Source organism: bacterium (assembly GCA_016703265.1).
In the GTDB taxonomy this organism is placed as follows: Bacteria; Krumholzibacteriota; Krumholzibacteriia; order LZORAL124-64-63; family LZORAL124-64-63; genus CAINDZ01.
In genome coordinates this window covers 503,609-523,659 of sequence record JADJCK010000001.1, presented here as the reverse complement: position 1 = coordinate 523,659, position 20,051 = coordinate 503,609, and the positions used below count along the sequence as shown (strand labels likewise).

Annotated in this window: 17 protein-coding genes; 16 read left to right on the top strand and 1 reads right to left on the bottom strand. The window is 67.2% G+C overall.

Annotated elements, in window-relative coordinates:
* The first annotated feature begins 119 nt into the window (after positions 1–119).
* From IPG61_02365 to IPG61_02310, 12 genes are all read left to right on the top strand, one after another.
* The gene (locus tag IPG61_02365) at positions 120–3,038 is read left to right on the top strand and encodes a TonB-dependent receptor (GenBank protein MBK6732934.1); all 2,919 of its coding nucleotides are present in this window, start codon (positions 120–122) and stop codon (positions 3,036–3,038) included.
* Positions 3,039–3,092: 54 nt separating this feature from the next.
* Positions 3,093–5,957: a T9SS type A sorting domain-containing protein gene (locus tag IPG61_02360; protein ID MBK6732933.1), complete on the top strand. Its 2,865-nt coding sequence runs from the start codon at positions 3,093–3,095 to the stop codon at positions 5,955–5,957.
* Between the two features lie 66 nt (positions 5,958–6,023).
* The gene (locus tag IPG61_02355; GenBank protein MBK6732932.1) at positions 6,024–6,956 is read left to right on the top strand and encodes a PorV/PorQ family protein; all 933 of its coding nucleotides are present in this window, start codon (positions 6,024–6,026) and stop codon (positions 6,954–6,956) included.
* Between the two features lie 218 nt (positions 6,957–7,174).
* The gene (locus tag IPG61_02350) at positions 7,175–8,824 is read left to right on the top strand and encodes a GWxTD domain-containing protein (protein ID MBK6732931.1); all 1,650 of its coding nucleotides are present in this window, start codon (positions 7,175–7,177) and stop codon (positions 8,822–8,824) included.
* A 557-nt stretch (positions 8,825–9,381) separates the two neighbouring features.
* A complete protein-coding gene (locus tag IPG61_02345) occupies positions 9,382–10,029 on the top strand; it encodes a MotA/TolQ/ExbB proton channel family protein (protein ID MBK6732930.1) in 648 nt (215 codons plus the stop codon).
* A 63-nt stretch (positions 10,030–10,092) separates the two neighbouring features.
* Positions 10,093–10,503 carry a biopolymer transporter ExbD gene (locus tag IPG61_02340; GenBank protein ID MBK6732929.1) on the top strand — a complete coding sequence of 137 codons (411 nt, stop codon included), beginning with the start codon at positions 10,093–10,095 and terminating at the stop codon, positions 10,501–10,503.
* A gap of 14 nt (positions 10,504–10,517) precedes the next feature.
* Positions 10,518–10,724, top strand: a complete 207-nt coding sequence (locus IPG61_02335; protein ID MBK6732928.1) for a biopolymer transporter ExbD — start codon at positions 10,518–10,520, stop codon at positions 10,722–10,724.
* A 21-nt stretch (positions 10,725–10,745) separates the two neighbouring features.
* On the top strand, positions 10,746–10,940 hold the full coding sequence (locus IPG61_02330; protein ID MBK6732927.1) for a hypothetical protein: 195 nt from the start codon (positions 10,746–10,748) through the stop codon (positions 10,938–10,940).
* A 7-nt stretch (positions 10,941–10,947) separates the two neighbouring features.
* Positions 10,948–11,601 carry an energy transducer TonB gene (locus tag IPG61_02325; GenBank protein ID MBK6732926.1) on the top strand — a complete coding sequence of 218 codons (654 nt, stop codon included), beginning with the start codon at positions 10,948–10,950 and terminating at the stop codon, positions 11,599–11,601.
* 362 nt (positions 11,602–11,963) lie between these two features.
* Positions 11,964–13,421: a TolC family protein gene (locus IPG61_02320; GenBank protein MBK6732925.1), complete on the top strand. Its 1,458-nt coding sequence runs from the start codon at positions 11,964–11,966 to the stop codon at positions 13,419–13,421.
* 1 nt (position 13,422) lies between these two features.
* Entirely contained in the window at positions 13,423–14,133 is a 711-nt protein-coding gene (locus IPG61_02315) for an ABC transporter ATP-binding protein (protein MBK6732924.1), read from the top strand.
* 143 nt (positions 14,134–14,276) lie between these two features.
* On the top strand, positions 14,277–15,545 hold the full coding sequence (locus IPG61_02310; protein MBK6732923.1) for a rhomboid family intramembrane serine protease: 1,269 nt from the start codon (positions 14,277–14,279) through the stop codon (positions 15,543–15,545).
* On the opposite strand, the gene IPG61_02305 is transcribed toward IPG61_02310, so the two are convergent.
* Entirely contained in the window at positions 15,472–16,773 is a 1,302-nt protein-coding gene (locus IPG61_02305; protein MBK6732922.1) for an aspartate kinase, read from the bottom strand. The two genes, IPG61_02310 and IPG61_02305, sit on opposite strands and share 74 nt — an antisense overlap.
* A 169-nt stretch (positions 16,774–16,942) precedes the next feature.
* On the opposite strand from IPG61_02305, the gene radC reads away from it, so the two are divergent.
* Genes radC through mreD form a run of 4 tightly spaced genes read left to right on the top strand, consistent with a single transcriptional unit; the run spans position 16,943 to position 20,050 of the window.
* On the top strand, positions 16,943–17,635 hold the full coding sequence (gene radC, locus IPG61_02300) for a DNA repair protein RadC (protein ID MBK6732921.1): 693 nt from the start codon (positions 16,943–16,945) through the stop codon (positions 17,633–17,635).
* Between the two features lie 30 nt (positions 17,636–17,665).
* Positions 17,666–18,700, top strand: a complete 1,035-nt coding sequence (locus tag IPG61_02295; protein MBK6732920.1) for a rod shape-determining protein — start codon at positions 17,666–17,668, stop codon at positions 18,698–18,700.
* A 22-nt stretch (positions 18,701–18,722) separates the two neighbouring features.
* A complete protein-coding gene (locus IPG61_02290) occupies positions 18,723–19,562 on the top strand; it encodes a rod shape-determining protein MreC (GenBank protein ID MBK6732919.1) in 840 nt (279 codons plus the stop codon).
* Positions 19,559–20,050, top strand: a complete 492-nt coding sequence (mreD, locus tag IPG61_02285) for a rod shape-determining protein MreD (protein MBK6732918.1) — start codon at positions 19,559–19,561, stop codon at positions 20,048–20,050. Before IPG61_02290 ends, mreD begins: the two co-directional genes overlap by 4 nt.
* Position 20,051 lies beyond the last annotated feature (1 nt).

Here is a 20,051-nt window from a genome sequence, read left to right as displayed (position 1 = left end):
AATCAGCAGGCACCCCACACTGCCCGGCTTAAGGTCCAGTGCAACATAGAAACCCGTTCGCAGGTTCCAGCCGGAACCCTGAACCAGCCGGATATGTCCCCACGGAAAGGAGCCGCCGTATGCTCCGGCGTCACCGGATCCACCGGGTATTGCCTCTTCTGGTCCTGATGCTGATCTCGGTGGCGGCAGCCGGGGACGTGTTCGCGCAGGCGGGCTCGATCCGGGGTGTGGTCAGGGACAAGGAATCAGGGGACCTGCTCGACTATGCCAACGTGCTGCTGGCCGGCTCCAGCCGCGGCACGATGTCGCTGGGCGGCGGTGTCTTCTACTTCAACGGGCTGCCACCCGGGGCCTACACGGTCAAGGTGCTCTACCTGGGCTATGCCCCCATGGAGAAGACCGTCTCGGTGACGGCCGGCAGCGCCACGAACGTGACCTTCGACCTCGAGACGGTCATCGTCGAGACGCTCCAGGCGTTCGACGTCACCGGCGAAGAGTACATGGTCGAGATCAAGAGCGCCGTCACCGAGCACACGGTGACGGGCGAGACCTTCGAGAAGTACGCCATCGACTCGGTCGAGGACGCGCTCTCCAAGCAGGCGGGCGTGGTCTATCGCGCCGGCGAGCTCTATGTGCGCGGCGGCCGTTCGGGCGAAGTCTCGATGCAGATCGACGGCGTGTCGGTCGACAACCCGCTCGGCACCGGGTCCATGCAGGTGTCGTCGCTGGCCGTTGACAACATGGCGATGGTCACCGGCGGCCTCGACGCCAAGTACGGCAACGCCCTCTCCGGCGTCGTGAACATCACGACCAAGGAAGGCACCAACGAGTTCAGCGGCGGCGTGCGTTTCCTGACCGACGACTTCGGCCGGCAGGACAAGACCTTCACCAACTACGACCGCCTCGAGTACGGCTTCGGCGGTCCCACGCCCCTGAACGGCGTGACCTACTACCTGTCCGGCGACCTCCAGTTCACCGACACCGAGAATACCTCGGTGGCGCACCGGCCCGAGTACAAGCTGAAGCTCGGCGACACCACCCTGTTCAAGTTCCGCCGCCGCCAGTTCAACCAGGCCAAGGGTTCGGCCAAGGTGGCGTGGACGCTGGACGAGAACAAGAAGGTCACCGCCGAGTACTCGTACTCGACGGCGCTGGGTGAGGGCTACGCCCCGAACTGGAGCGTGGAGGGCTATGCGCGGCGCGTGCTGTACATGCCCGAGGTCATCTACCGCGGCAACCTCGGCGCCTGGCAGGCGACCGGCCGTACCATCCCGGCCTACTATGGCCCCTGGTACGAGTCGATGCTGACCACCGCCCGCACGGTGATGGTGATCGACACCCGCAACAACAGCGAGCGGCGCGTGGCGCTGCCGGTGCTCGAGGTGCGCAGCGCCACCGACAACCAGATCTTCACGGTGGTGGCTCAGGCGCAGTTCGACGGGTTCCGCTACCCTTACGGCTCGTTTTCGACCGTGGCCGAGGACAGTTCGTACTCGGCCTTCAATGCGGCGAACAACCTGACGCAGAACCGGAGCATCGGCCAGGTGGCCAAGGTGGTCTGGCGCCAGAATCTGGATGAGAGCACGTTCTATGTCGTGCGTCTGGGCCTCGTCGCCTTCGACAGCCGCACCGACGTGCAGGGCAAGGACCCCTGCTACTATTCCGATCCGCTCAGCCCGTACTTCGTGACGAACAGTGACGTCGCGTTCTACGCCGAGGAATACAGCCGTACCTACAGCCTGGGCGCCGACATGACCAGCAGCCGCTGGGAAGGCCACCTGGTCGAGCTGGGTCTGGGCGTGCGCTACAACGACCTCGAGCGCTACTCGCTGAACAGCCCGGCCATCATGCGCGAGAATCGCGCCGGCGAGTGGTCGCTGGGCGCCAATCGCAACGTGTTCCACACCTACAATCCCGAGGCCTTCTGGTACCTGCAGGATCGGTGGGAATACGAAGGCATGGTCGTGAACTACGGCCTGCGCTACGACATGTTCTCGCCGGGTTCGGCCGCGGCCATCCAGCTGGCGAACGAAGACGTGAACGCGAACGTGATCAAGTACAAGACGGCCTTCCAGCCGCGCCTGGGCTTCGCGTTCCCGATCACCGAACGTGACGGCTTCCACTTCCACTACGGCCGGTTCGTGCAGTTCCCCGACCGCCAGTACCTGTTCGCCAGCCAGGACCCGGTGGGCAACGCCGGCGTGCTCGGCAACCCGAACCTGGAGCCGGAAACCACGGTCCAGTACTCGTCGGGCATCAAGCACCAGTTCAACGACTTCATCGCCGGCCAGTTCTCGCTGTACAGCAAGGACGTGTACGACCTCATCGCCGCCACCCAGGTGACGGACGAGGCCACCGGCCAGACGCTGGCGCGCTACATCAACAAGGCCTACACCTCGTCGCGCGGCGTCGAGTTCTCGCTGGAGAAGCGCTACAGCCAGAACTACGAGTTCAACATCAGCTACACCTACTCGTTCGCCGACGGCGTGGCTTCGGACTCCGAGTTCGGTTCGAACCCCGACGGCCTACAGTACCTGCCGAACCAGGAACTGCCGCTCGACTGGGACCAGCGGCACACGCTGAACGTGCAGTTCCTGCTGGCCGATCCCGGCGTCTGGTCGTCGTCGTTCTCGTTCAGCTACGGCAGCGGCGTGCCCTGGACCCCGTTCGACCGTTTTGCCAAGCGGCAGGACCCGATGCTGGAGAACAGCGAGCGCCTGCCCGCCACGTATTCGCTGGACGTCCAGCTGGAACGCAACGTAAACCTCTACGGCAAGCGGTTGTCGCTGCAGCTGCAGGCGATGAACCTGCTGAACCAGGATGTCGTGTTCTCGCCCGGCGGCGCCGGCATTGCGCCGGGCATGATCAACGGCGCGCAGAGCCTGGGCATCGGCCACCTGACGGAGACCGGCAAGTTCGGTGCAGCACTGTTGCAGGACGCCGATGGTGACGGCGTCGACGAATACATCCCGATCACCGATCCCCGCACGTTCGGGGATCACCGGCTCTTCCGGCTGGGGATCGGCTACTATTTCTAGGACCAGGGGCAGACCGCACCGCGGCCCATGGCTGCGGCTTCGGAAAGGACGGCGATGATTGCGACCATCAAGTGCCCGCGCGGACGCCGCATGACGGCGGCGGTGACGCCGGTCGTCTGGCTCCTGCTGGTGGTTGGCCTGGCGACCCCTGCTCTGGCGTTCAAGGACATCGAGAATCCTGTGGTCGACAGCGGCTACAACCCGAACGGCGTGTTCGTGCTGGACGGCTCCTTCGTCATGAACGTGGGCGAAGTCCAGATCAACATCACCAACTGGGGCCTGATCGGATCCACCTACTCGCTGACGCGGCCGTGGTCCGACGCGCCTTCGTGCCAGTGGCCCGCCGGTTCGGGCAACGAGTACCTCTGGGGTGCCGGCCTGTGGGTGGGCGGTGTCGTGCTGGGCGAGCGCCTGGTTTCGTCGGGCGGCTTCGGCAGCGAACTCTATCCCCTGGACGAGGTGCAGTACACGATCTACGAGGCGGTCGACGGACGCATTGCCCGCCTCGCCGGCAACCCTGAAGCCAGCGGCCGGCGCGCGCCCCTGACAGCGCCCGACGACGACGACGACGGCGAAACCGACGAGGAAACCCTCAACGGGTTCGACGAAGACGACGACGGCGACATCGACGAGGATTTTGCGCAGATCGGCAACCAGATGATGGTGCTGACGATGTACGACAACACGCGTCGGGCCCAGGAGGCGTTCCCGGACCATACGCCGATGAACCTGGAGATCGTGCAGTCGTCGTTCCAGTGGGAAAACGACCTGGTCGATGACTTCGTCGGGTTCGACTACAAGATCACCAACATCGGCGTGACCGACGTCAACAAGGTCTACATCGGCTTCTTTGCCGACAGCGACATCGGGCCGCGCGGCGTAAGCGGCACGGCGGACGATGATCTGGCCGGCTCCTGGCCCGAAGAGCACGGTTCGCCGGGCCTGGTGCGCGGTTCGGACGGCAACTGGGCCCCGGTGCAGGTCGGCTACATGTACGATGCGTCGGAGACCGAACTGCTGGACGGCTACTTCGGCATCGTGTTCCTGGGGCACGAGATCGACGCCGCGGGTGTGCGGGCGCCGACGCGCGTCGGCATGCGGACGTTCCAGTCCTTTGCCGGCAACGCCTCCTTCGAACAGGGCGGTGACCCCAGCAACGACGACGAGTCGTACCAGTTGCTGAGCTCGGTGCGCGACGACTGGGATAACGACACGCCCACCGGCAAGCAGTCGGACTTCCGGTTCCTGGTCTCGGCGGGCCCGTTCTCGATCCTGCCGCCGGGCGAGAGCCTGAACTTCCAGGTCGGCATGGTCATGGGCACGGGTCTCGGCAGCCGCGAGGGCGGCCAGGGACTGCTGGCCAACTGCGCCGAGGCCTGGCTGACCTATTTCGGGATCTGGGTGAACAACTGGACCACCCAGCAGGCCGTCGACGGCAGCACCTTCGACCCGGGAACCGGTGGTCGCGAGACCATGCTGTGCCGGGAAGACTTCGCCGATCCGTCGGTCTTCGAGAATTTCCGTCCCGACTACATGGACACATCGTGCGTGAATGCGGAGTGGGTGCTCGGCCAGCCGGGCCTGACCGAGGCCGACCTGTTCACCATCGAGGTGGACGGCCAGACCAAGACCTGCGCCATGTTCAACATGGACAACTGCTTCGAATGCGCGCGCCAGCTCGGCAATACGTGCACGCCGCAGGACTTCATCGACGGCCTGTGGACCTGCAACGACACCGAGGCGACCAGTTCGGCCGCCTGCACGGGCGTGGACGGCGCCGAGACGCAGATCAACTGGCTGGTGGGCATGGCGCCGCCGCCGCCCGGCCTGCGCCTGTGGCCGACCGACAGCCGCGTACATGTCTTCTGGGACGACAAGAGCGAGATCACGCCCGACATCCGTCTGCGCAAGGTAGACTTCGAGTCGTACCGCATCTGGCGCGCCGACAACTGGGACCGTCCGTTCGGGTCATCGATCCTGAACGGTCCTGAGTCGACGCTGTGGCAGATGGTGGCCGAATACGACATCGTCAATACCTTCATCACCTCGCGGCAGGTGGGCAACGCCACGGTGCTGGACACGCTGCCCCTGGGCGGCAACACCGGGCTCGAGGGTATCCGCTACGTGCCGCGCTCACTGAGCGACACGCGCTTCGAGGGCCTGGCCGAGGCCATGCAGGCCATCGTCGATGCGGATCCGCGCGGCCTGCTGCGCGTGCGTCCGTCGCTGCGCCTGAGCGACGGTACGGTCGATCCGGACTACATCGGCCTGATCGGCTGGGAGACGTACCCGGACGTGCTAGACACGTTCTTCGCCGTGGCCGAGCGCGAAGAGGATCCAGACAACAACGTCACGGCCAAGCACGGGACGCAGTACTACGAGTACGTCGACCGCGATGTGCACAACGGCTTCCTGTACTTCTATTCGGTGACGGCGACGGACCATGCGCTGGCGGTGCCCTCTTCCAATCCCAATGATCCGGTCATCACATTGCCGGTGGGGCAGGGACTCGTCGGCGATCCGGGGTCTTCGTTCAGCAATACCGTGCCCGGCGCCACGGCCCAGACGGCGGCCGAGCGCGAGCAGTTCGGCGTCAACATCTACGTCTACCCGAACCCCGCCACGCGTGACGCGCTGGCCGAGTACCAGCAGTTGAACCCGAACGGGGATGACCCGACGGGTGTGAGGGTGACGTTCACGAACCTGCCCATGGCGCGCAATACGATCAAGATCTACACGGTCAGCGGCGACCTGGTGCAGTCCATTGACCACAACGGCCTGAACGGAACCGGACACGTGAGTTGGAACCTGATGAGCCGGAACGGCCAGGAAGTCGTCAGTGGCGTGTATCTTTACTCGGTGGTATCCGACGATGACCAGTTCGAGGACTTCGTCGGCAAGTTCGTGGTGGTCAGGTAGGGGCAGATCGAGTCAACTCCGTCGGAGGACGGAAGCGTCCGTCGCGGGACGGACCTGGAGGTTTCCATGAAGCGCATCGCGATGCTGACCGCCATCCTGCTCGCCGCACCCTCGCTGGTGTACGGCGCCGGGTTCGCGAAGGTTGGCACCTTCGGTGGTCAGGAACTCAAGATCGGCGTCAGCGCCCGGGCCACCGGCATGGGCTCGGCGTTCGTCGGGCTGGCCGACGACGCGTCGGCCGTGTTCTGGAATCCGGGCGGGCTGGTCAACGTCACGGGCAACGAAGTGACCCTGAACCACGTTGTCTGGGCGGCGGACACCAAGCTCAGCACGGCGGTCATGGCCTTCAGCCCGCGCTCGATCCCGGGCACGCTGGCCATTTCCCTCCGTTCCTACTGGATGGACCCGCAGCTGGAGCGTACGGCGTACCTGCCCGAGGGCACCGGCCGGACGTTCGACGCGGGCACGACTTCGATCGGCCTGAGCTACTCGAAGTTCTTCACCGACAAGTTCTCGGCAGGGCTCACGATGAACTACCTGCACATGGGCCTGGCCGAGACCGCCGTCAACACCGGCGCCCTCGACTTCGGCATCATGTACCGGATCGGCATCCGCGACCTGAAGCTGGGCATGGTGATCCAGAACCTGGGCGGCAAGTTCACGTTCGACGAACGCGAATCGAAGCTGCCCGTGGCCTTCAAGGTGGGCGTCAGCGCCAACGCGCTGAAGTCGGCCTCGCAGCGGCTGACGGGCGCCGTCGAGTTCCAGCACCCTTCGGACAACCTGGAACGGGCCAACGTGGGGATGGAATACGCGCTGCAGAACCAGTTCTTTGCGCGTGCCGGCTACCACATCAACTACGACACGGACGGCCTGGCCTTCGGGTTCGGCGCGGCGCTTCCTACCGGCGCCAAGACGAAGCTGCAGGCCGACTACAGCGCGGTGGACATGTCGGCCCTCGGCTACGTGCACCGGTTCACGCTGTCGGTCACCTATTGATCGTCCGGCCTGACTGATCGTCCGGCCCGGCTGACGGAAACCGGCCGGCCCGACGCTGCCCCACCTGGAAGAAGCCCTGCCATTGCGGCGGGGCTTCTTCCATTATTGCGACAACTACCTCTGGCCAGCGCCCCGATAATTCGGTAATATGATGGAAGCCGGTAGGATCCGGCTCCGGTCGAGGGGGATCGGCACCCATTCCGTGGAAAGGCCTCGTCATGGCAGTCGTGACGCGTCGTGCCGTACTTCCCCTGCTCTGTGCCTGCCTGGCTGCCCTGCTGGTTCCGGCTCTTGCCGGTGCCGCTCTGCTGCAGCCCCTGGACGGGCGCGGCAACTTTCACGCCTACATCGATGTGGCCAACCGCTGGCGCACTGACGAGCACCTGGACGTCATGGTGCTGGTTTCCGTGGCCAACGGCGACCTTGCCATGCGTAAGGAGGATGGCGACCTGGTGGGGCGCCTGCGCCTGGAGGTGACCCTCACCGCGCCCGACGGCACGGTCGCCACCCGCACGCGCCAGATCCGCACGAAGCCCATGACGACGCAGGACGCCGGGTCGCGAACGTTGCGCCAGGTCTTCGGCGTGGTCCTTTCGGACGTGCCGTTCCGCAGCGGGCGCCTCGAATGCGCCGTCTTCGACGTCAACCAGCGCCGGCGCGGACTGCTTCACCAGATCGACCGCCAGAACTCGCGCAGCGAGGCTGTCACCGACTGGTACGCCGAGGACAGTCCGCGTCCCGCCAGCGGGCTGGCCCTGGACGATCCCCTGTACCTGGTGCAGGCGCCCCTGGCTGCCTGGAAGCCCGAAAGCGCCGCCGATGCCGGCGAAACGGGCGGCTTCCTGGGCGACTATGTCCACCCGCCACGTATCTACGGCATCGAGCAGGACCGTCTGCAGCTGGTGATTCCCGTCTGGCCCCAGGCGGGCGGCGTGACGGGGGCGGCGGATCTGGCGGGACTGCGCCTGCAGGTGCTCGATGCCCCCGGCATCTTCGCCCTGACAGACACCCTGCAGTTCGACGCCCGCGGACGGGCAGCCCTCGAAACCGGCCGCCCGGCGTACCTGTTCTACGAGCTCGACGTGAACCAGCTGCCGGAAGGCGCCTACCAGCTGAGCCTGGCGCCGCTCGGCGGCCAGGGACGCGGACTGGTGAGCGGTTTCTCCGTGGTGTGGCGGCTTGGCGCGCTGGCCAGGCACCAGGACCTGGTGGCGGGGGAGGGGTTCACGGTCTTCAGCGGAGAGCAGCGCGACCAGTTCCTCGACGCCAGCCCGACCGCCCGCGAGACCATGCTCGACGCCTTCTGGGAACGCCTGAACCCCGAGCCCGGCAGCCCCGTCAATGCCGCCCGCCTGGAGTTCCAGTACCGCATGGCCTACGTGCAGCAGTACCTGGGCGGCATCGGGCCGCAGGGGCCGCTCGACGGCCGGGGAGAGGTCTACCTGCTGCTGGGGCCGCCTGACGAGCGCGAGCGGGAGCCGATGCCGCTGAACCACCGCGATCAGGACGATGCCCGCGTCAAGGTCTATGACCGCCTGGCGCTCGACCGCCCGGGCTCCACGGCCAAGGGTGCGGCTGTCGAGGGCAGCGCGCCGACCAGTCCCTATCTCACCTTCGGGGGCGTGGCCATTGCCGGTTCGCCCGAGGCGCCCGGCTCGCTCAAGGCCGAGCGCGACCGCACGGAAATGCTGTACAAGGCCGGCCACGAAATGGGCTTCGAGCTGTGGAAATACGACGATGGCGGAAAGCCGTTGTTCGTGAACAGGTTGTCGAACAAGGGCATGGGGCAGAGGTTCCTGTTCGTCGACCGCACCGGCACGGGCGAGTACCAGATCGAATCCTCGAACGTGATCCAGGGCGAGGACTAGGCAACCCGGTGCGGCCGGGAATCAGCCACGCCGGCCGTACCGGCGCCCTGTCACGAATCGGCGTCGCCGTCAACCGGAATCGTCAAGCCCCATTGACGAAATCGGTTTGACTTGGCGCGCCCGCTTCCACTATTTATAACAAGCGACTAGGCGCTCAGACATCACGCCCGGAGACCCGTTGGTCAGGCGTGATCGCTAAGGGATGCCACGCGCGCTGGCGCGTTCGTGCGGACCTTTTCGGCTGTGATCCGGCGGATCCCCACCTGCCGGCGAAGCCCCACCGTCGCCAGTCTTTCTAAGGGTCCCATTCATTGGAAAGGGAGACTAGCACAATGGCTCGTCAGGGTACGTTGACTCGCGCCGTTATCCGGCACTCTCTGCTCGCACTCCTGGTGCTCCTGATCGCGCTGCCGGTGCTGGCACAGGACCAGGCAACCTCGGCGGCCGCCGCCAAGTTCGCCAAGATCCAGGCCACCAGCGACTCCCTCGGCTTCGGCTCCACCGCCGCCGACTCGCTGCAGGAGATCCCCCGCATCGTCGAGCCCATCAAGGGCCTGATGGGCGTGGTGGACCGCTCCCCGCTGGGCAAGACCGGCGTCGGCAAGTTGTTCGTTGCCGGCGGCGTCTTCATGTGGTGGATCCTCCTGGTCGCGCTGGCAGGATTCATTGTCATCGTGGAGCGCCTGTGGACGCTGAACCGCGCCCGCGTGAACACTCGCCGACTGCTGGGCACGGTCATCACGACCCTGCGCAACGACGGCGTGCAGGCTGCGGCAGAAGAATGCCAGAAGGTGCGCGGCCCCATCGCCGCCATCCTCTACTCGGGTCTGCAGAAGGCCGACCGCGGCCGCGACTCGGTCGAGAAGGCGATCAGTACCGCCGGCACCATCGAGATGTCTTTCCTCGAGCGCGGCATGGTGTGGGTGTCGTCGGTGACTACGCTGGCCCCGCTGCTGGGCTTCCTGGGTACGGTGTCCGGTATGATCAACGCCTTCGAGGCCATTGCGGCTTCGGAGCAGGTGAACGCCAAGCTGGTGGCCTCCGGTATCTCGGAAGCGCTCATCACGACAGCAGCCGGCCTGATCGTGGCCGTACCTGCGACCGTGGCGTACAACTACTTCGTCGGCGCCATCGACCGCTTCGTCATCGAGATGGAAGAGACGAGCTCGGAGCTCATCGAAGAGCTCGAGCGGCGCAACGGCTGATCAACCGCGTTTGGGCGCGCGGCCAGGTAACCGCGCGTCCGGCAGGGGGCTTCGATGGGCATCATGCGCAAGAAGAAGAAAGCTCCGATCGGCGAGTTGCGCCTGGACTCGACCGCCGACGTGGCCTTTCTTCTGCTGATCTTCTTCATCGTGACCACGATCTTCGCGGCCGAGCAGGGCCTGACCCTTGTCCTGCCCGGCAAGCAGAAGAACGTGGACGACAAGATCGTCATCAAGGAGAGCAACATCGCCACGATCTACGTGGACGAGACCAATCACATCACGCTCGACCGCAGGGCCATCGAGATCAACCACATCAAGGCGCAGATCGAGGATCGGATCCTCGGTAATCCGAAGCTCGTGGTGCTGCTGAAGATCCATCCCGAGGCCGACTACGGCAGGATGGTGGCCTGCCTGGACGAACTCAAGATGGCCAAGGCGACCAAGGTCTCGCTGAAGACCGCTGAAGAGTAGGCAAGGAGCCGGGAATGAAGATCACGCGAACGACCAACTCGGGTCCGTTCATCCCGACCTCGTCGATGGGGGACATTGCGTTCCTCCTGCTCATCTTCTTCATGGTGACGACCATCTTCCGCCAGGAGAACGGCCTGCCGGTGGAGTTGCCGCGCGCCGAAGCCGGCGAAGAGGTCAACCGGGAGCTCGTGTCGAACGTCTACATCAACCGGACCGGTTAGATTTCGATCGACGACCGGTTGGTGCAGATCAAGCACATCCCCGACATCATGGGCAAGAAGATCAGCGACAACCCGCAGCTGATCGTGGCCTTCAAGACCGACAACTACGCGGATTACGGCGTGGTCAGCGACGTCATGGAGGCCCTCAAGGAAGTGAACGCGGTGCGCGTGTTCTTCAACAACGACGTCGACTCGGCGCCGGGACTGAAGTACTAGGAGAGCCATGACGACCGCCCCGATGCCCGACGTTCTCCAGATGTCCGCCAACGCCAGGTTCAAGGCGGAGTACGGCCGTACGCTGCGCTGGTCCGCCCTGGTCACGGTGGTGCTGATGCTGTTGATCGCCCTGTTGATCCCGGACTACGTTCCGAACCCGTACAAGCTGCGGCAGGAAGAGTTCGAGGCGATCGACATCGACCAGCAGGAAGCGGTGGACATTCCGCCGCCGCCGGTCGAAGCCCCGCCGCCGCCCAAGGTGATCGAGGCCGCCCCGGATGACGAAGTGGCCGAGGACGTGGATATCGCCGAGACGCTGATGGACCTCGACGAGGCGATCAGTTCGTCGATGCCGAGCTTCGGCCCGGTGGGTGACGAGGGCTTCGTGGCCTCGTCCGAGAACCCGAAGATCCTGCAGTGGGCCAAGCCCGAGTACCCGGAGATGGCGCGTCGCGCGCAGCTCGAGGGAACGGTCATGGTCAAGGTGCTCGTGGGGCCGGACGGCACGGTGAAGGACGCCATCATCATCTCGGGCGTCAATCCGCTGCTGAACAAGGCCGCGATCGAGGCTGCCAAGCGCTGCAAGTTCATCCCGGGCAAGCAGCGGAACATCCCGGTGAAGGCCTGGATGGCCCTGCCCTTCTCGTTCCGGCTGAACTGATCCCGCCCCGGCGGGAGGGAACCTTCACGAACGGGCCGCGTCTTGCAAGGCGCGGCCTGTTTCGTTTGGGGACATTCGTTTACTGACGGCCCGTACTCTTTGCCGCGGCCCGTTTCCTGTTCCGGCGGGTGGGGCCTGTCCGGCGCTGGCTTCGGCCGCCCCGGGCGTTGGGTGTCCGTTCCGTGCAACCGCCGGCGGCCCCAAGCGTATAGAACAGGTTGGCCAGCAGTTGGAGCCGGATTCGGGTTTGGCTTCAGGCGGCAGTGGTCCTATCATGGCCCGGCCCGGGTCCCGGCGGCAATCGAGGCCTCCGGCGGCACCCGGCGGCCCCATTTTTCGGCAACTCGGCAGGGAGAGATTCCATGAGCGTTTCGCGTACGGCGAGGGATGGCCGGCGGACCGGTCGCATGATGGCCACCGCAGTGATGGGATGGCTGGTTGTGGCGGCGCTGGCCGGTGTGGCCGCGGCGCAGGACCAGGCGGCGGCGCCGGTGCCTGTCCTGACGCTTGACGAGTGCATCCGGCAGGCCCTGGCCGGCAGCCCGACCCTGCAGATCAGCGCGCAGCAGCGCGAGATCGCCGCGCAGAACGTGCGCGGGGCCAAGGGTGCGTTCCTGCCGAACCTCTCGCTCTCCTACAACTGGCAGAAGAGCGAGCGCACCGACTTCGACGTGGCGCAGTCCCAGGCCGGCACCTATTCGATCCCGACCACCGATCCGGGAATCTCGGTGCTGTTCCCGACGCAGGTGCCCAGCGGCGAGATCGCGGACGAGACCGTGAGCGCCACCTACAAGTCGCTCGGGGGCCGGGCCACGCTGAACGTCTTCGACGGTTTCGCCAAGTACGGCAACCTGCGCAGCGCAAAGAACAGCCTCGGGGCGGCCGACGCCACGGTCGGCTACACGCGCGAGCGGGTGGTCGAGGACGTGGTGGCGGCGTACTACAACCTGGTGCGCTACGAGAAGCTGGCTGAAGTGGCGCGTGAGGCGCAGGAGCAGGCTGCGCGCGAACTGGAACGTACCGAGACGTACTTCCGGCTGGGCAGCGCGGCGAAGAGCGACGTGCTGCAGCAGCGGGTGCAGCTGGGCAACACGAAGCTGGACGTGGTCGTCGCCGAGAACTCCATCAAGAAGGGCCAGGCCGACCTCGCCTATGCGATGAACCTGCCGCTGCAGGGCTCGTTCGCGGTCGATCCCACCGTGCTGGAGACCGACTTCGCGGTGGCCGACGTGACCGAATTGTACGCCGAGGCCCTGCGCAACCGGCTGGATCTGCAGAGCAGCGAACTGGCCCTCGAGGCGCGCCGGCAGGACGTCAAGGCGGCCCGCGGCAGCCTGTTCCCGCAGGTGGACGTGTATGGCAACTACGGTCGCGACAACAACGAGTCGCCGTTCAAGTTCGGCGCCCAGATCTCGTCGTCGACTTCCTACGGCTATGCGGTCTCCTGGAACATCTTCGACCGCCTGCAGACCTACAGCGGCATCTCGCGCGCCAAGGCGAGTGCGCGCATCGCCGAGTACCAGCTGGAGCAGGCGAGGCTCAACGCACAGGTCGAGATCCGGCAACTGCACAACGCGCTGGTCGAGGCGCGGGAGCGCGCCGATGTCAGCCGCGAGACCATCGTGCAGGCGGAAGAAGGCCTGCGCCTGGCGCAGGAACGCTTCCGGGTTGGCGCGGGCACGGCCCTGGACGTGATCGTGGCACAGGTCAATCTGACCACCGCCCGGGCCCAGGAAGTGCAAGCGAAGGTCGACTTCGTGATCGCGCGTTCGAGCCTGGACCGGGCCCTCGGTCGTCGCAATGCGGAAACGGGGAACTGAGATGGCCGACGCCGTTGCCGATGTCCTCATCGATGTGCGCGAACTGGTCAAGACCTACACCGTGGGCACGCAGTCGGTGCCTGCGGTGCGTGGTGTGGACATGCAGATCAAGCGCGGCGAGTACGTGGCCATCATGGGGACCAGCGGTTCCGGCAAGTCCACGCTGATGAACATGCTCGGCTGCCTCGACACGCCCACGAGCGGTTCGTACCGGCTGAACGGGGTCGAGGTCAGCACGCTGACCGACGACCAGCTCGCGGACATCCGCAATCGCGAGATCGGGTTCGTGTTCCAGACCTTCAACCTGCTGCCGCGCAGCACGGCCGCCCAGAACGTCGAGCTGCCGCTGGTCTATGCCGGGATCAAGGCGGCCGAGCGGCAGCCGCGCGTCATCGAGGCCATCCGGGCGGTGGGCCTGACCGACCGCGCCACACACAAGCCCAACGAGCTCTCGGGCGGCCAGCGGCAGCGCGTGGCCATCGCCCGGGCCCTGGTCAACAACCCGTCGCTCATCCTGGCCGACGAGCCCACCGGCAACCTGGACTCGACCACCTCGGACGAGATCATGGGCATCCTCGGCGGCCTGAACGACGCCGGCCACACCATCGTCCTGGTGACCCACGAGCCCGACATCGCCGCCCGTACCCGCCGCATCGTGCGTCTGGCGGACGGCCGCATCGTCAGCGACCAGCCGGTCGTCGCGGTCTCCTGAGGGGGACCGCGGCGCCCCGGCGCCGGTTCAGGCGATTTCTCAATCCCGCGGTTCAAGTCCTTTTCCCGGCGGCCGATGCCTGAGGCGGTTGGTCAGGGTCCTTTCGACCCGGACCGGGGCCGTGGCCTGCGCGGGATGGTCGGATGTACTTCTTCTACTTCTTTCCCCTTGGCCTGGACCGCCCGCTGCGGCGACGCCCGGTGTTGACCTGGGCGCTGATGGCGTTGCTCACGGTTGTCTACCTGTGGCAGCGCTGGGGTGCGCCGCTGACCGGCGCGGACCCCTGGGACTGGGTCTTTTTTCCCGGCAACAGCCGGGCGTGGACGGTGGCGACCGCCATCTTCCTGCACGGCTCCTGGCTGCACCTGCTGGGCAATCTCCTGTACCTCCATGTGCTGGCGCCGCCGCTGGAAGAGCGCCTGGGCCGTCCTGCGCTGCTGGGGCTCGTGCTGGTGCTGGGCGTGGGCGGCAACCTGGCGCACGGGCTGGCCTCGGCGCTGAACCTTTTCGGGCAGGGCGGGCTGGGCGTGATGGGGGCTTCGGGCGCCATCGCCGGCCTGATGGCCCTGACCATGCTGAGGCTGTACAGCGCGCGCGTCGTGATCGCGTGGTGGCTGTTCGCACCCATCGGCGGGCAGAACAAGGTGGGACGGACGCCGATTCCGGTGCTGTGGGCCGTGCCGCTGTGGATCCTGCTGCAGGTGGCGCAGATGCTGCTGGCGTCGGACACGGGCGCCACCGTGAGCTTCGGGGCGCACCTCGGCGGCTTCGCGCTGGGATTGTTCGTGGGCCTGGTGGCGGGCGAGTTGAAGGCCGGGCGCAACGAGGCGGCGGCGGCGCGCGGGCGACGCTACTTCCGCGACGGCCACTACCACGCGGCGGCCGGGGCCTGGACCGAGGCGCTGGCGGACCGCCCCGACGACGCGCCGGCGCTGGCTGAGCTGGCCCGCAGCCTGATGGTGGCCGGTCGCCGCCAGGAAGCGAAGGCCGCTTGGCGCCGGCTGTGGGACCTGCACCGCGCCGACATGCGCGTGGACGCGGCGCTCGCTGTCTACGACGAGGCCTGCCGCGCCGGTCTTGTGGACCTGCTCTCGCCGGCGGAGATGTCCGAGGCGGCGCGCTTCAAGGAACTGCAGCTCGACTACCGGGGAGCCCTGGATGTCTACCGCCGCCTGTACGAGCAGCACCCCGGCGACCCCCAGGGCCAGCGGGCCCTGGTGCGTGTCATCGTGCTGTGCCGCGGGCGGGCGGCCGACGCGGAAGCGGCCGAGCGATGGCTGCACGAGGCGGGGCGCACGCTGCCGCCCGGCCCCTGGCGCGAGTACCTCGAGCGCGAGTTCAACCTGGCAGCAGCGCCGCGTGAAGGCGTGCCGGCAGGTCTCCCGGCTCTGCCCCGTCCAGCAGGATCCTGAGCGTCGCGCCGTCGGCGCGCAGGCGCCACGAGCGTCCACCCGGTGCATCGGCGGCAAGGTCGCGCAGCGTCTCGAGGTGGCGCTGCACCTGCAGCCAGCTGTCGGGGCGGCCGCCGGCCAGGCTGATGCACGACAGCCCGGGCTGCCAGTCGACGGTCCCCGTGCCGGCGGCATCCAGCGCGCGCAGGCGGTCGGGCAGGTCGCCGAAAGCGGCCGCCGGCGCCACGATCTCCCAGCGGAATCCGTCACTCACGTCGAGCCATTCGGCAATCGTCTTCGCGGGGTCCAGGCGCTCGAGCAGCAGTTCGCGCCAGGCGGCGGAGAGCGTGCTGTCGGCCGTGACCAGCCGCAGGCGGGCCGCCGCGGCGTTCACCGTCATGGCCAGGGGGCGATAGCGGCCTTGCAGGTCGTGGGCGGCGGTGACCGGCGCGGCGGCAGCCGGAACAGGAGTGGGGGACGTCGCGGTGGGCTGTTGAAGCGTGCCTTCGGGTGTGGTCGTCGCGAGCGGCTCGCCGATCACCGTGCCGGGCCGGTCGTGGAAGCTCGAACGCACGACCAGTTCCACGCGATGACGCGCGGCGTACTCGACCGCGCGCAGGTGCACGACGCCGCAGCCGGAAGCGGCGATCTTCTCCATCTCGTCCCAGGACAATCGCGTCAGCAGGCGCGCGTCGGGCACGCGCGTGGGGTCGGCGGTCATGACGCCGTCGACATCCTTGAGGATCTCGCAGCGCACCGCGCCCAACGCTGCCGCGAGCGCTACCGCGGTCGTGTCCGAGCCGCCGCGGCCGAGTGTCGTGATCTCCTTCGCCAGGCTCACGCCCTGGAAGCCGGCGACGACCACCGTCTGGCCGCGCGCAAGCGCCTCGCGCACGCGATCACCGCGCACCTCGAGGATGCGCGCGTCGCTGTGGCTCGTGTCGGTGATGATGCCGCATTGGCTGCCGGTCAGGCTGATGGCCGGGCAGCCCTCGCTGGCCAGTGCCATCGCCAGCAGGCTCGCGGTGATGCGCTCGCCGACCGACAGCAGCATGTCGAGCTCGCGGCGCGGCGGCTCGTCGCTGGCCTGGCGCGCGAGCTCGAGCAGGTCGTCGGTGGTGTCGCCCATGGCGCTGACGACGACGACCAGGCGGTGGCCGCGGTCGCGCGCGCGGCGAAGGTCGGCCGCCACGGCCTTGAGGCGCTCGACCGTAGCGAGACTCGACCCCCCGTACTTGCGCACAAGGATGCCGGCATCGGGAGCAGGGGCGGTGTCGGTCACGCGTGGCCTTTCAGCGAATCCGGGTTCTCAACAGACGCGGCCCCCGGTCGGGCCGCGGCGCGGGGCAATTATGATGTTCAAACCGGCATCGAGACAAGATAATGCGGCGGCAGGCGCGCGGGTCGAGGGGCCCGGCGTGACGGCCGCCGGGGTGTCGGGCGCCGGCGGTCCCGATGCGGCCGAGCGTCTGCGCCGATTCGGGGCCCGGGCCCTGAGCGACGCCGAACTGCTGGCCTGGGTGCTGGCGCCGGGTCGACCGGGGCCCGAAATGCAGGACGGAGCCCGGAACCTGCTGGCGCGCCACGCCCTGGCCGACCTGGCGACCTGCCCCGTCGCCGTGCTGGGGGCCTGCGCGGGGCTGGGCCCCACGCGGGCGCGGCGGCTTCTGGCGGCCCTCGAACTGGGGCGCCGGGCGACCCGGCCGATCGCGGTCTGTGGGCTGCTGGTCCGGCGGCCCGAGGATCTGGCGGCGGTGCTTCGCGACGAGTTCCGGGGTCTTGACAGGGAACGCTTCATAGCGCTTTATCTCGATGCACGACACCGTGTGAGGGCGCTGGAGACCGTTTCGACCGGTTCGTTGAACGCCTCCCTGGTGCATCCGCGGGAGGTCTTCAAGCCCGCGATCGCGCTTTCGGCCGCCGCGGTCATTGTCGCCCACAACCACCCCTCCGGAGATCCGCGACCGAGCGGCGACGACCTTGAGTTGACCGGGCGCCTGGACAGGTGTGGGGAACTGCTTGGCATTGCGCTGCTGGACCACCTGGTGGTCGGCGATGCCGACATCACGAGCATAAGGGAATACGGCTGGCCTGCCCCTTCCGGGGGATAGCGGTACAGCCGCCGCCGGAAGGATTCGGGCATGTTCAAGCACCTGCAGGGCATGGTCACCAACGACATCGCCATCGATCTCGGGACTGCCAATACACTCGTCTACGTCAAGGGCAAGGGCATCGTCCTGAACCAGCCCTCGGTCGTGGCGCTCGACAAGCACACGGGCAAGGTCTATGCCGTGGGCGCCGAGGCCAAGGCGATGCTGGGCAAGACGCCCGAGCGCATCGCGGCCATCCGGCCGATGAAGGACGGCGTCATCGCCGACTTCGAAGTCACCGAGTACATGCTTCGCGAATTCATCCGCATCGCGCAGAAGAAGCGCCACTTCATCGCGCCGCGCATCGTCATCTGTGTGCCCTCGGGCATCACCGAGGTGGAAAAGCGCGCCGTGCGCGACAGCGCCAAGCACGCCGGTGCGCGCGAGGTGTTCCTGGTGGCGGAGCCCATGGCCGCGGCCATCGGTGTGGGGCTGCCGGTGGACCAGCCGAGCGGCAACATGATCATCGACATCGGCGGCGGCACCTCGGAGATCGCGGTCATCGCGCTGAACGGCATCGTCTGCGACACCTCGATCCGCGTGGGCGGCGACGAGCTGGATGAAGCCATCGTCAACTACGTGAAGAAGAACCACAACCTGCTGATCGGCGACCAGACGGCCGAGAACATCAAGAAGACCATCGGCTCGGCGCACAAGTTCGACGAAGAGCGCGAGATGGAAGTCAAGGGCCTGTACCAGGTGTCGGGCGTGCCCAAGACCATCAAGGTCTCGTCGGTGGAGATCCGCGAGGCGCTGCAGGAGCCGATCCAGCAGATCTGCGACGCGTTGAAGCACTCCCTGGAGCAGACGCCGCCCGAGCTGGCGGCCGACATCAAGGACCGGGGCATCGTGCTGACCGGCGGCGGCGCGCTGCTGCGCGGGTTGCCCGAACTGCTGCGCGAGCAGACCGACCTGCCCATCAACCTGATGGACGACCCGCTGTTCTGCGTGGTGCTCGGCACCGGCAAGATCCTCGACGACTTCGAGAAGTACCGCCCGGTGATCATGCCGAGCGGACGCTCCTGATGACCGGTTCCGGGGCGCGGGCATGAATGGACGCCAGCACCGGTTCTCGCCCCGCGGCGAAGTCACCGCGCTGGTGTCGTGTGTCGGTCTGTCCCTGCTGCTGCTCTTCCTGCCCGGCGACGCCCGGGTCCTCGTGGCCGACAGCCTCTCCGTGGTCCTGACCGATCCCTGGATGCGGGTGCGCAGCTTTGCCGGCGACGTGGTGACCCTTCGCGGCGAGAACGCCGAGTTGCAGCAGCGCGTGGCCGAACTGGAATTGCAGGCGTCGGCTGCTGATCGCGAGCTGAGCGATGCGGCGCGCCTGGCCGGGCCCGCCCTCGACGCCGGCTACACCGGCGAGCTGGTGCCCTGTCGCGTGGTCATGCGGCAGCGCGGGCGCCAGGTGACCATGATCAAGATCGCCAGTGCGCAGCCCGTGGGCTGGCGCGTCTACCAGCCGGTGGTCTCGCGCGCGGGCTACCTGGGCCGCGTGCGGCAGATCGTCAGTGCGCGCGAGGCGTGGGTCGAACTGTTGACGGCGCCGGATTTCGCCCTGGGCGTGGAGATCGAGCGCACCGGGCTGGTGGGGATCCTGCGACCGCACGCCAGTACCATCCGCGTGGACATGATCGGTCGTGACGAGGACGTGGCGCCCGGCGACCTGGTCATCACCTCGGGCATCACCGAGGTGCGCGACATGGCCGGGACACCGGACGCAGGGCAGACGCCGCGCGGGTTCCCGCTCGGCGTGGTGGCGACAGTGGAGAAACCGGCCGACGGCATGTTCAAGGACATCACCATCGACCTGGCCGCTTCCGCGGATGTGAACGAGACGGTCTTTGTCGTCACGAGCCTGGGGGCCGGGATGGGGCTGACGCCGTGAGGCAGTTCATCCGCACGACCATGCTCTGGTTCCTGGTGGCCTTCGTCGGCGATGCGCTGGTGGCGCCCATGATAGACATCGCCGGGCGCGCTCCCGATTTCACGATCATCGCGCTGGTCATGCTGGCGCTGTCGGCGGGTGCGGTGCCGGCGACGGTGGGCGGCTTCGCCATCGGGCTGGTGCAGGACCTGGGCAATCCGCCGCTGCTGGGCCTGCGCTCGCTGTGCAAGTGCATCCTCGGATTCGGCCTGGGGCGGCTGCGCGGGCGGCTGGTGCACGGCGTGATCGTCGTCGATGCCGTGATGATCGTGCTGGCGGTGTTGCTGCACGACTTCGTGTTCCTGCTGGTCCAGAGCAACCTCACGCAGGAACGGTTCCTGGTGCCCCTGCTGACCATGAGCCTGCCGACGGCCGTCTACTCGGCGCTGGTCGGCGTGCCGCTGCTGCGCCTGGCCGAGTTCGTGGGCGTCCTGCGCCCCGAGGACTAGG

Coding starts and splice junctions, on each gene's coding strand:
- IPG61_02365 (MBK6732934.1), top strand. CDS start 120: ATGCTCCGGCGTCACCGGATCCACCGGGTATTGCCTCTTCTGGTCCTG.
- IPG61_02360 (MBK6732933.1), top strand. CDS start 3,093: ATGATTGCGACCATCAAGTGCCCGCGCGGACGCCGCATGACGGCGGCG.
- IPG61_02355 (MBK6732932.1), top strand. CDS start 6,024: ATGAAGCGCATCGCGATGCTGACCGCCATCCTGCTCGCCGCACCCTCG.
- IPG61_02350 (MBK6732931.1), top strand. CDS start 7,175: ATGGCAGTCGTGACGCGTCGTGCCGTACTTCCCCTGCTCTGTGCCTGC.
- IPG61_02345 (MBK6732930.1), top strand. CDS start 9,382: ATGGGCGTGGTGGACCGCTCCCCGCTGGGCAAGACCGGCGTCGGCAAG.
- IPG61_02340 (MBK6732929.1), top strand. CDS start 10,093: ATGCGCAAGAAGAAGAAAGCTCCGATCGGCGAGTTGCGCCTGGACTCG.
- IPG61_02335 (MBK6732928.1), top strand. CDS start 10,518: ATGAAGATCACGCGAACGACCAACTCGGGTCCGTTCATCCCGACCTCG.
- IPG61_02325 (MBK6732926.1), top strand. CDS start 10,948: ATGACGACCGCCCCGATGCCCGACGTTCTCCAGATGTCCGCCAACGCC.
- IPG61_02320 (MBK6732925.1), top strand. CDS start 11,964: ATGAGCGTTTCGCGTACGGCGAGGGATGGCCGGCGGACCGGTCGCATG.
- IPG61_02315 (MBK6732924.1), top strand. CDS start 13,423: ATGGCCGACGCCGTTGCCGATGTCCTCATCGATGTGCGCGAACTGGTC.
- IPG61_02310 (MBK6732923.1), top strand. CDS start 14,277: ATGTACTTCTTCTACTTCTTTCCCCTTGGCCTGGACCGCCCGCTGCGG.
- IPG61_02295 (MBK6732920.1), top strand. CDS start 17,666: ATGTTCAAGCACCTGCAGGGCATGGTCACCAACGACATCGCCATCGAT.
- IPG61_02290 (MBK6732919.1), top strand. CDS start 18,723: ATGAATGGACGCCAGCACCGGTTCTCGCCCCGCGGCGAAGTCACCGCG.